This window comes from Onishia taeanensis (assembly GCF_013349955.1).
GTDB lineage: Bacteria > Pseudomonadota > Gammaproteobacteria > Pseudomonadales > Halomonadaceae > Onishia > Onishia taeanensis_B.
The window spans coordinates 22,584-34,379 of sequence record NZ_JABVXC010000016.1 but is presented as its reverse complement, the minus strand read 5'-3'; the positions used below and the strand labels follow the sequence as shown (position 1 = coordinate 34,379).

The following is an 11,796-nucleotide window of genomic DNA, read 5'->3' as shown; positions in this document are numbered from 1 at the left end:
ACATAGCGTTATAGCAAATTCTGGCGCCTGGCCTCGTGCCATACAAAGGGCGAGAGCTCGCGCAGCGTATCTACATCTTTGCCACGCAGGTAGCGGGCAAAATGACGGGCACGCATGGTGTTGAGGTCGGGGCTATCCAGTTCGAGGCGTTCAATGGTGGCTGTCGCTTGATGCTTCAGATCGTCCGGCAAATGTGGCGCCGGATAAATACGCCCACTGGCCAAGTTGAGATGAAAGGTGTTCTCAGGCAGCCCTATGGGATCCAGCACATCATCATAGGCATGCTTGCTGCGGTTGGCCCCGAGACAAGAAAGCCGATAGTTTGACCACTCGTAAGCACCGCCGGCATGTCGCGACTTCGCCACGAAATGATCCGTCGAACTGGCCCCAGTTGCCCATTCGAAGTAGATGGCCAGGTAGGCGCACACCCCTTCATAGGCTTCCCATAGCTGCCGATTCGTAGCTTGCCAGTAGGCGGGCAACTTGCTGGCCTTGGGCGGTGGTGCCTCGGGATCGATGTCATGCTCGGCTAGCCAGGCGCTCCCCCTCTGTCGCACGTCCCGATCGAAATTTTCAGGCTCCGGCTGCAGCGCCACAGGGATCATTACAACCACCCTTTGCGCTTGCCGATGTAGCGCCACTGAAATAGGAAGTCATCCGTGGGGCTGAGTGCCTCGACCAGCTTGCCATGCATGCGCTTGATGGCCGCCTGATCTGGCTCCTCCTGTTCCAGCAGGCGTGAAGCTTTCTCGATCAGATGTTCCTGAGTCTCAGCCCGGGCGCTCTTCAGATCGAAGGCTTCGCTCATCAACCAGGTGCTGACATCACCGTGCTTGCGAAAATCGCGACGCGTCAGCATTACTTCGTCCTGGACGAAGTCGAGATCGAACCAGGCGTCACGTTTCTCGTTGAAGAAAGGCTCAATCGATGCCATGACCAGCGGCGAATGGGTCGCCGTAATAAGCTGCACCGAGGCATTGCGAACCAACGCGCCCATCACCTTGATTAGCGCCGGTACCACCTTGCGCTGCCACTGGGGATGCAGGTGGGACTCTACCTCGTCGATCAGGAACACTGCCTGATGCGTTTCCTGCTCGCCCAGCAAACGCGCTGCCTTCTGATGCTCCTGCCACGACCAAACCATGAAATAGGCCAAGGCGATGATCCGTCGCATGCCTGCCGAAGCATGAACCACCGGTACATCCTGTCCGTAGGGCATACGCACCGTAGGCATGTCTCGGGCATCGTCCAGGCTAATGCGAGTCAGTTCACCGGGCGTCAACGGCTCATCTGGGGATGCCGACAGTACCTTCAGCACATCGCAGAGCTGGTCAAAAGGCTCACCACGTTCCTTCTGCCAGCTGGCCCAGTCGCGAATCAGGCCATTGCACAGCCAAGTGCCGTCCTTATTTTCGAGGCCATCCCACACCTCCATCGGACTGAAGACGTAGGCCGGAGGACGGTCCTGAAAATCTTCATCACCCTTGGTCAGCCAGTAGTTGCGAGCAGGATCCCAGAGCGCGAAGCTGCCGTCGGCCATGGCATAGAACACCAGCCCCGGATTGGCGGGGCGCCCGGCACTCCCCTTCCACTTACCTTCGCGTGGCTGAAATTCACTAGTGTAGGCCTTGGCGCGGGACTTCCCGGTGAACTCGAATGAGATCCTTGCTGACCCGGCATCCCGAGGCAGCGCCTTCTTGCCAGAGGTGAGCTTGGGGTTGAGCTCCGCCGGCCACTGGCGGGTCATGGCCCACCAGGCGATATCGAGCAGGAAACTCTTGCCCAAGCCGTTGTCACCGGTGATGACATTGAGCCGCTTAGCAAAGCCCAGCTCCATCGTAGGAGCAGGGCCAACATTTTCCAGACTTAAAGACTTCAGCATCGCCTGGGCTCCTGCTTGTTAGGGATGAGATTCATGATGCCTGACCGGCCGTTTTCTTGCGCCGGCCACGTTTGGCGGCCGGGGGCTGCCAGGCCAGCAGGTCGTTACGGGTAAGCTCGAACTGGCGCAACTCCTCGAACAGGAAGCCCTCGTAGAAGTCGCCCATGCGCTCGCCATACTCCAGGTCCAGCTCGTTGTGCCACTGCTTAAGCCAGGGGATCAACTCTTCGATGGCCACCAGCATGGGCATCAGCTTGTCGGCCTCCCAGCCATCCTGGTCTTTGCGATCCATGTACCAGCCGGCGATAGCCTGGGCGCGTTGCAGGTGGTCGAGGCCGGTCCAGCCGATCACCGGGGTGCTGTCGCCGGGCTTCTCGCAGCCGGGCAGGCTGAAGAAGCGCTCCTTGGGCACGTCGAGCTTGCCGCGGAGCGACCAGTAGCTGCCCTTGCGGAAATCGGTAGAGGCATACTTGGGGGGCACGGGAATGGTGCCTATCTCGGCGGCCTTCCTGGCCTCGGCCTGCTTCTTCGCGGCCTCATAGGCCTTCACCTTATCCGCATTCTCGGCGTCTTTGGTGCTCAGCGGCTCGGCCACCCCGAACTCGGCATCGATGGCATCTTCCTGGCGCTGCTTGTCCCAGGTCTCCTGCCAGGCGCGGAACTTCTTGATCGCCGCGGGCTTGAGGCGCGTCGGGGCCATCTGCGGCACCTCGTCGACGGCGATCAGCTCGGTGACGAGCTGCTGGGCATCGAAGAGGGGGTTGTCGGTATAGAGCTCACCTACCTGCTGGAACTTCTCGTCGTGGCGCACGCGGTCGGCCAGCTGAGCGCCGGTGATCAGTTCGGGGCCGTTGGCCTTGGCCTTTTCTTCCAGGCGATCCAGCAGCCACTCCTTGAGGGCGCGCTGCTGGCGTTTCTCCCAAGGCTCGCGGTTCCAGCGGCGTTTGTACTCCGGCTGCTCCACCAGCTTGACCCAGCGGTTCTCCTCGATGGCCTGGAGGCGGCGCTCCACCAGCGCACAGTAGTCCGCCGGCCAGTGGTCAGGGATCTCGGTAATCGGGGTGCTGCGATGGCGCTCGAACCAGGTGGTCTCGGTCTCACCGGCCACCATACGGCGGGCCAGGGCAATCTCGAAAGCACGCTCACCCAGATTGACCGGCGGCGGAGTGGCCTGGTAGCAGAGGTCTTCTTCCAGAACCCCGTAGAGCCGATAGCACTGCCAGTCGAGCTCTTCCTGGTGGGCAATCATCTGATACCAGTGTTCGGTATCTTCATTATGCGCTGTTTCGAGCAATTCTCGGGGAGCCCGTGAACTGGCTTGGAGAGTCTTGGAAGGGCTGAATCCAGATTGGTGTTGTGCAAGCTCATCCAGCTTTTGGGCTAGCTCTAAAACTTCATCATCGGAATCCTGAGCCACAGGAAAGCTCTTCAGCCCGGTCCCAGTGAACTCGTAGAAATTTTCAAAAGCTACCGTTGTCTGACGGGCACCCTTATCGTCTACTGTGCTTCCCTTGTTATGAAAAACTTGCTTCATCCAAAAGCAGGCAATAGAGCTATTGAGAAGACCTAGAAGAAAAAGATGGTCATCTTCGCTGGAACCCTTCGGCAATTTAATAACAGGGGCTGATTGTTTAAAAATCTTACCGCCACGGTCAAGAACAAAATTATTATGGGTAGCAACGAAAGAAAAAGGAATAGCGAGAGGAGTTTTAAGCTTATCCGCATAGTGCTCAAGATGAACAAACCAGGAGTCCCCCCTATCCTTCAGGGTCTTACCAAATACACTCCTTCCGGAAAGTACCGTCTTGTTTGGCCATAGAACTTTTTCAACACCTATATCAAGATATGGCAAAGCTTTTCCACCCAGAGAATCATAAGGGTAAATAGCCATATCAAAATCTGCGAGAGCCCAGTCCCTTACCACATCACCAGTAACAAATGGAAGTGCTACTTCTTCCAAGCTTAGCCTTCTGATTGCCCTGCTGGGAAAAACCCATGCGTCATCGTGCCCCACGACAGTTGTACGCCCAACTGCCTCAACAACATCAGCCAGGGAGGAACCCTCTTCCTCAAGAGCACTTTTTAGATCTGCCGCCCCACCCCCGCTTAGGCTCCATGGATGAGAGCTGTAATCTCTTCTATCATTTTCCACAGAACTGACATACTCATTTTCTTTTCCTGGCTGACAAAGGAGCTCAACGATTGATCTCCATACCTTTCCCTTCGCTGCCGGTTCTGGTGTGCCAGGTTCACCACGCACACCGAGAATAGCCCGAACCTTTTCATGCTTTGGTTTCTGGTTGCGCGCGAAGAGAATCACTGTTGGCGTACCATGCCCAGGAATATAGGCGCCTGACGTATCGATCACATGCGTCAGTTCTTTATGGGGTAGATACTCCTCAATCAGTTTCTTGCCAAACTCCCGCTTCATAAAGCTGTTGGCAGTAATCATACCCATATAGCCAGCGGACTGATTACCTTCCACAGGCAGTGTCAGGTCGAAGAAGCGTTCAGTAAAGGGCACCCCGAGGGAGTATTGGCGATGGCAGGTGGGATAGAGCGCCCGGTAGGCTGCATTCAGCGCCTTGTCCTTGACGGTGATATAGGGCGGGTTACCCACCACCACATGATAGTGTTGCCCCAGAATCTGGTTGAGCTTGGTCAAGTCTTCGGTCTCGAAGGCATGCTTGAGCGAGTCGTCGAAGGTATCGAGCTGCAGGCCCTGCCCCTGAGACTCATGGCGCTTGCCGTGCAGCAGGGAGTCACCCACCGCCAAGTGGAAGTCGAAGTCCGGGGCGTTGCGGGCCTTGTCGGAGCCGGCGGCCTTCAGGGCGGCGATCAGCAGGCGGAACTTGGCCACGGCGATGGCGTAGGGGTTGATATCCACTCCGTGCACCACATCCAGGGCGCGCTGGGCCAGATGGCGCGCGTTAGTGGCCGGCTCGCGGCGCTGCCAGGCGTCGAACACCCGCTCGAAGGTGGTCAGCAGGAAGTGGCCGCTGCCGCATGTTGGGTCGATCAGTCGCAGCCCCTCCAGGCCGAAGGTCTCGATGGCCAGGGTCAGGGTGTAATCAAGGATGAACTCCTCCACGAACTCCGGCGTCTGCAGCAGCGCATAGCGCTTGCGCACCGCCTCGGAGAGATCCTGGTAGAGGTCGCCCAGGAAGCGGGTATCCCACTCCGGGTCGGTGAAGTCGTGGACCAGCTCGCCGCTCTCCGGGTCGATGCGCTGGAAGAAGTCCACCAGGCGCTTGGCGCCGTCGTCAGAGACCCAGATCTGCCACAGGGGGTTATGCCGCGGGTCGAGCAGCGCATCGATCACTGGGTACTGGTCGAGCTCACGGAACAGGGCCAGTAGGTACTCACGCTCGGCGTGGGCCGGGTGCTCGCTGAAGTGGTGGGTGATGCGCTCCTTGGCATGGGCCAGGGGGCGGCTGCCATCCTCGCGGGAAACGGGGCCTGCGAGCACCGGCTCATCCAGCAGGCCGTTGTCTTCCAGGAAGCGCACGAACACACAGGTCAGCACCCAGGCTGCGGCGGCCTGGGTGATCTGCGCCTCCCGCCAGGCAACGAAGTGCTCGGCAGTACGGCCGGCCTCCACCGCCTTCTGGTACTCTTCCCGCAAGTGCTGGCCCAGCTCGGCATGGCGCTCGCTGTACTGGAGAATATCCGCCTCAATCTTCGGCAGCTCGCCCTTTAGGTCGCTCAGCAGCTTCTCGCGATCAATCATTCCCTGTTCCCTACGTATTCATTGTGCGGCGCTCAGTGCGCCGTCAGTAGATGCCGGATGGCCGTCTTAAGCGGGTGACCGGCAATCTCTTTGTTTCTGGAGGTCTGTGGTGGATATCACGCCACGCTGGCCATCGCGTCACTCTCCAGCCAGACCCTAGGAATCCTTGCCCATTCACGGGTGCCCGCCCCGCGCGGCACGGTCACGCCATCGATGGCGGCACCATCGTGCTGGGCATCGGCAGCGATCAGCAGCAGCAAGGCATGAGCGGTGGTGCCATCGCCAGCCGAGATTACTAGCTGCTGACGCAGGTTGTTGAGCCAGGTGGTGACCAGTTCATAGCGGGCCAACAGGCCGGGCTCGGTGAGCAGCACCGGCTGGCCGGCCTGGCGAATCTCATCGGCCATGGCCGGCAGCACTCGCGCCACCAGACGCTGTAGATTCTGCCAGTCGCGGCTGGTTCGCTCGGCGGCATCGGCCTTGAGCACCACCGACCAGTCCGGCGGGCGCTTCATGCCTTGGCACAGCTGATGTAGATGACGCAGCAGCAGCTCATCGAAACTGATCAGCGTCAGTGGGTAGTTGGCACGCAGCTTGGCTTTGGCCTGCTCCCACTTACGAGGCTGAACGGTCAGCGCCAGGAAACGAGCCCCTTCCAGGGCGTTGTCGATGGACTGCTCCAGAGCCTTGACGTCCTGCAGTGTGACGCCGGGACCTTCATCGCTGCTGCCGAGGTGGCTCTGGCTCAGGCTGCGGGTGCCACTGGTGCTGAAATTGGCGATCGGCAGACAGTAGGCGCCCCGCCGCTTGTCGGCTAGCTCGTAGTCACCGTCCCAGTCGAAGCCCATCTCCAGTCCGCGAATCAGCTCATCCAACTGGGGCCTGCCCGGTAGCGGTTCGGCCATGGGGTAGCGACCCCGCACACGCTCTTGCACTTCCTTCACGGTGAGCGCCTTGCTGCCGAGCAACGCCCCTTGAGCCAGCTCCAGCGCACGCTGGGCCTTCATGCCAATGGGGTAAAACTCGGCCCGGCTAGAAAGGGCCGCCTTCTGAGATGCCGCTGCCGCCAGCCGTAGCAAACGGGCATTGCTTAGCCCCATGGAGACTTCCGGTGCGGGCACGCTGCGCACCTTGTCGAGGGTCCGGCTGGGTGACAGCAGGGCCTCCTGCTCCACGCACTCGTCGGCAAGCTGCCCCAGCGCCTCGGCGTAGTCGGCGAATTCCTCGCCGCGCCCCTGCACGTTGTCGGCCAGCACGAGGCGCCGGCCGATGCGTCGAATGATCCAGCGCGGCTCCTGCTTAACGAGCTCGGTGTCCACGGCGGCACGCGCCACAGCCTGGGCCCAGCGCTCCCGCTGAGGGCTCTCCTGAAGAGAGCCACGGCGCAGCAGCAGCGCTTCGGAGATCTCCAGCGCCGTAATCACGCCACCGTTGTCGGCCAAGATCTCGGCAATCTCATCTCGGACCTCCGTAATCGCCTTGTTCTTACTCCACAGGGCAACCACCTTGTCCTGGAAGGTACGCACCTCACTGGTCTCGAGACCGGTGTGGGCGCTGATACTGAGCATGGTCGGCCAGTGCACCGCATGGCTGTCACTGGGCTTTTCGCCATCCAATCGCCCGAGATACTCGTTTAGAAACTGCTCTCGCTGTGGATCAGTGCGCCGAGTGGGCATCACCATGCCAAACAGGCGATCGATGCTGGCATGCTCATCGCTGCTCTGTGCCTGCTCACGGGACTGCTGCTCGGTCTGCAGCCGTTCCTGCAGATCACTTATGGCTTTAGAGAGCTCCACGCGAGTCTGGCTCCCAACACCGGCCCAAACCCTTACCTTGCTACGGCTGAGGCCAATCAGGTCCACCACGGTGTTCACACCACGGCGGGTGAGCGCATCCAGTGCGGCGGCAGAGAGCGGGAGCAGACCGATCTGGGTATCGAGGGAGGCCTCGTCGAAAGGACAGGTACAAGCAGCTTCTAGAGGCGGATGCTGGGTGTCGGGCTGGGCATTGAGAAAAACCAGCCGCCACTCCTTTAGCATCTCCTCCGCATTGGCAAAGCGCTTGCGCACATCACGGGTCAACGCCTTATAGAAAAAGGCCGTCAGTCGATCTCGCACGTTGGGGTCAAATACGGTGCTATCGATCTGGAGCTGCCCCTCGATCAGCGCCGGAAGCCCGGTATCGCCAACCCATCCCGGCAGGCTGCCCGCCGCCATTTCATACAGCGTCAAGGCAGCCGCGAAGCGCTCTGCATAGTCATCCCAGCGGCGCCGGCCAGGATCGCGAATGAAGGGGTCCATGTAGGCCAGCGTACCGGCGGTGATGTTATCGGCCCCTGCGTTGGAGAGCGAGAAGTCGAACATCACCAGATGCAGCTGACTGCCACCCAGTTTGAGCAGCCCAAGGTTCTCGGGCTTGATATCGCGGTGGAAGATGGCGTGATCCTCCAGATGCAGCAGGGCACCCAGCAGGTCTTCACCGAAACGCTCGAGCATTCCAAGCGGCACGGCCCCTTCGCGGCGTAGGCGCTGCGCCAGGGTGCCCTGATCGGCATAGTCGAGCACCAGGCCGACATGCCCGTCCAGCTCAATCTTGTCATGATAGCCGACGATGGCCTGGTGCCGCAGCCTTGCCAAGGTGTTGGCTTCCTGCTGGAGGCGCGAGTTGTGGTCCGGCGTCACTGCCAGTTTTAGTACACGCTCCTGGCCCTGGTAGTCCACCAGGAAGACCACCGAGGAAGCGCCCTTGCCCAGGCGTTTCATGACGCGGATGCCCTCGGCCAGCAGCTGCTCGGGTTGGGCCCCAGTGGGAGATACCGCCACCTCCCCTTCGGCATGAGCGAGGGACTGCTCGAGCTTGTCAAGCAGCTCCAGGAAATCCTCCACGGAATCGATGCGGCTGCTGACGTCGGGATGCGTGGCGTACTGCACTAGGTACTGCATCTCGGGGCTGGCCCCGTTGAGCGCATCGGTGATCTGCAGCCCCTTGCCATGGCTAAGCTTGTCCTGCAGCTCCAGGTCGTTCTCGGCCGGTTTCATGCCGGTAAACAGGTGATAGGCGATGGCCCCCAGGGAGAAGACATCCATCTGGACACCGTCGCCCTGCCCCTGATGCGTCTCGAGTGCCATGTAGGGCCCGGCTTCCTCGCGCACCAGATAGGTCAGGTGGCTCAACACGCTCAACTGCTGAGCATCGCTTTCGAAGATGCGGGTCGCCGTGGACCAGTTGGCGATCTTGCAGCGCAGCTCGCCATCCGGCAGCTGCTTGACGTATACGTTCTGCGGGCTGAGTGCGCGATGGTGGAGGCGCTGGCCATGGGCGAACTTCACCGCTTCGGCGATCTGCCGAACCAGGTCGATCGCTTGAAGGGTATCCAGCCGACGCATGTTGTTACGCAGCAGCAGATCCAGGCGGAAGGCTTCAGGGTCGTGCTCATAGACCAATGCCGGCCCGTGGTCGTGTTGCTGAAGATCCAGCGCACGCAGAATGCCAGGGTGTTCGATGCCCTCTAGGATGCGGAACTCCAGTTCAGCGGCCTTCTGGAGCCGCCTAGCCTCCTCCACCGGGCGCTGCTGAGTCAGGTAGATACGCACCTTGCGAGTCATGCCCACATCGAGGTGCCGAGCCAGCCACTCCTGGTAGTAGTCGGACTCATCGAACAGCTCGGTGAGTTCATACTGGCCGACGCGACGAAGACGCTTGGATTCCTTGATCCCCGCCTCTTCCATGGCCCGCGACAAGAGCGTAGCGATTGGGCGCGTCATGACACGATGCGGCCAATCCTCGTGCATCTCAGTCAGCGTGGCCAGTACGTCGTTGCGCGTGCAGACATTGATGCGGGCTGGCCCCTCCAGGCGGGTCGTCAGGTTATCTGACGATAGGAACACCATGGAGGTGATAAAGGGGATTCGTTCTTTGTTGGTTCTACGGCTGGAGGGCTGGACCTGCAGCAGTGACGCCAGTTTTTTGGCCTTGCGGTCGGCCAGCAGACGCGGGTTGTCGAACGAATGCCGACGTCCGTCCCTCTTTACCTGGACCCAGGTACTGGCATCGCCGCTCAGCTCACCACTATGCGACTTCACCTCCACCAGGAAGCAGCCCTTGGGCGTAAGGACCAGCAGATCGACCTCATTGATGGAGCCATCTTGGGCGATGAACTCGAAATTCGACCAGGCCCGATAGGGGTCGTGGTCCGGCAGCTCCTCGCGCAGATACTCCAGCGCCTCCCGCTCCCAGGCGTAATCCGAGGGAGTGATCTGCTTCCAGTGAGAAGCCATACTCATGACTCGCCTCCGCGATTCGCCTCGGCAGCGTTGGCCATGCCGACGGCTGAACACGTCTGCTGGCTAATCCAGTGATCTATATCCTGCAGGCGAAAGCGCCAGGCGTTGGCGACCTTGAAGGCCGGCAGCTCGCCCTTGGCGGCGAGCCGGTAGACAGTCCTCTCGTGGACCTTGAGGTAGCCTGCCACCTCTTTGATGGTCATGATCTGCTCTGTCATCCCCTGCCCGGCCTGTCAAAAGAGTTCAATTCTGGGCAGTGTAGTCATGGCATAGCACGCTAACAAGACTTGACTCAGCCATTCAGCTCAGTACCTCATGAGGTGGGAAGGAAAACTGTCTGGTTTGATGAGGCCGCAAGGAGTGCGACATGGCTAGCGAAAAAATAAAGTTCGATATCCCAGACTCTCAATTTCCTTTTGTCCCACCGATTGGGGAGCTACTTAACTGGCTAAGTGGGCCTAAACAAACACATACCGCCCTACACTGGATGCAGCAGAAACTGAATCAGCCCAAACCAGACTTGAAGACGTTGAGAAAAGCCTGCCGGGAGGGCGTAACACCTCGCACTGCAGATATAATAAAGAACAATGTTTATGAAGCAGTTAGGAAAATGGGCTTCCCAGATCCATTTGAATACTCAAATGCAGCAGGCCCTATCGTCAATGGCACCAACGGTGCGAAATGGTTAGTACAAGCAAAAACGTTTCTTGAAGGCATAAATCGTCGCCAGCCAATTATGCTGGAGTTACCTCAGACTTTTGCATTTTTACAACGGCGCTCCGAGGCGGAGAGCCAACTGGTGCTGACATTTCACCGCACCCGAAAATTGGAGATATCGACCGAAGAAAGGCTATCACTGATATATAATGCTTTCTGCGACACCTGCCGACATCACACGTTTCTCAAGCCACAAGAGATCCAAACCTATGGTACTGCCATAGTCAAAATAAACCGACCTGAATACACCAACACACCAGAGCTTTTAGCTGATGTATTTAAGTGCACGTTCAACCTTCGCTTGGACTTCTACCATCAGCTCCTGGCCACTTTTATGGCAGACATGCTTCCGCTTCGAGAAACACTGCAGTTACCTCATATTCTAGATGATGCTCTGATGGATCATGGCGCCATGGGGCAGCTGATGCCACTACTAGAAAAGGGAGAACTGATCACTCCGACTTATCGACTTTACGAGCTCTGGTGTGATGCCTTCAGCCCACCTGGCGAGTCGTTGTCGTACCGAGCCATGGCTATGTACCTGCCTCAGCCTGATAAATTGCGAACGCGAGTCCGTGGCAATGCAGGCCTGCAAGATATTCTTGACGCTGCTAATGATACTCGTTACAGGATACTTAAGGAATGGAGGTCCGGAACAGTTCCTGAGACTTACCACCTCACGCAGTTCCTCGAATCCCTGTCCGGGAAAGACTATGGCGCCTTCCTGCCATTTGTCATGACACGCGTTGCAACAGCGTGGAGCAAATGGATCATTCAAGAGCTAGCGAGTTTTGATCAGATCTTGCAGGAAGCATCGCCTCTGACTGGACTGCTAGATAGGGATTGGCTTATACAAAAATTCTCGCGGTATCCAGAGTATTGGAGACACGTTAAGGCTCAAGGTATCCTGAAGACACCCTGAGCCTGATATGCCATTTAAAAAACGTTAATCATCATCGTCTTCTTCGGCTTCCTTATCAGCCTGGCAAGACAAACAGAGGTCGCCATTCACAACAGAATGATACGCTTCTCCTTCACTGCAAGCATTCATGTACAGCGTACAGTAGCAATTCGCACATTGATAATGATAAGCCATACCACCCTCCACACAAAGATCGTTAGTTTACCGCACCCGTATGACGCTTCTTCAGCATAGAAAGTTAAAACTTAGCTGTATCAAGTAG

General features: G+C 58.6%; 6 protein-coding genes. 1 reads left to right on the top strand and 5 read right to left on the bottom strand.

The window, feature by feature from the left end; genetic code table 11:
* Window positions 1-8 precede the first annotated feature (8 nt).
* The 5 genes from HUS66_RS15800 to HUS66_RS15780 all read right to left on the bottom strand — a co-directional run bounded on the left by HUS66_RS15800 (window position 9) and on the right by HUS66_RS15780 (window position 10,098).
* On the bottom strand, window positions 9-482 hold the full coding sequence (locus HUS66_RS15800; protein WP_217488117.1) for a hypothetical protein: 474 nt from the start codon (window positions 480-482) through the stop codon (window positions 9-11).
* Between the two features lie 122 nt (window positions 483-604).
* Window positions 605-1,882 carry an AAA family ATPase gene (locus HUS66_RS15795; RefSeq protein WP_175072157.1) on the bottom strand — a complete coding sequence of 426 codons (1,278 nt, stop codon included), beginning with the start codon at window positions 1,880-1,882 and terminating at the stop codon, window positions 605-607.
* A 31-nt stretch (window positions 1,883-1,913) separates the two neighbouring features.
* Window positions 1,914-5,612: a BREX-2 system adenine-specific DNA-methyltransferase PglX gene (gene pglX / locus HUS66_RS15790; RefSeq protein ID WP_175072156.1), complete on the bottom strand. Its 3,699-nt coding sequence runs from the start codon at window positions 5,610-5,612 to the stop codon at window positions 1,914-1,916.
* 116 nt (window positions 5,613-5,728) lie between these two features.
* The gene (pglW, locus tag HUS66_RS15785; RefSeq protein WP_254628864.1) at window positions 5,729-9,895 is read right to left on the bottom strand and encodes a BREX system serine/threonine kinase PglW; all 4,167 of its coding nucleotides are present in this window, start codon (window positions 9,893-9,895) and stop codon (window positions 5,729-5,731) included.
* Complete coding sequence (locus HUS66_RS15780) at window positions 9,892-10,098, bottom strand: helix-turn-helix domain-containing protein (RefSeq protein ID WP_425340091.1); 207 nt, start codon at window positions 10,096-10,098, stop codon at window positions 9,892-9,894. Before HUS66_RS15780 ends, pglW begins: the two co-directional genes overlap by 4 nt.
* Window positions 10,099-10,262: 164 nt before the next feature.
* Here HUS66_RS15780 and HUS66_RS15775 point away from each other — a divergent pair, with 164 nt between their 5' ends.
* On the top strand, window positions 10,263-11,534 hold the full coding sequence (locus HUS66_RS15775; protein ID WP_175072154.1) for a hypothetical protein: 1,272 nt from the start codon (window positions 10,263-10,265) through the stop codon (window positions 11,532-11,534).
* Window positions 11,535-11,796: the final 262 nt, after the last annotated feature.

Coding starts and splice junctions, on each gene's coding strand:
- HUS66_RS15795 (WP_175072157.1), bottom strand. CDS start 1,882: ATGCTGAAGTCTTTAAGTCTGGAAAATGTTGGCCCTGCTCCTACGATG.
- pglX (WP_175072156.1), bottom strand. CDS start 5,612: ATGATTGATCGCGAGAAGCTGCTGAGCGACCTAAAGGGCGAGCTGCCG.
- pglW (WP_254628864.1), bottom strand. CDS start 9,895: ATGAGTATGGCTTCTCACTGGAAGCAGATCACTCCCTCGGATTACGCC.
- HUS66_RS15780 (WP_425340091.1), bottom strand. CDS start 10,098: ATGACCATCAAAGAGGTGGCAGGCTACCTCAAGGTCCACGAGAGGACT.
- HUS66_RS15775 (WP_175072154.1), top strand. CDS start 10,263: ATGGCTAGCGAAAAAATAAAGTTCGATATCCCAGACTCTCAATTTCCT.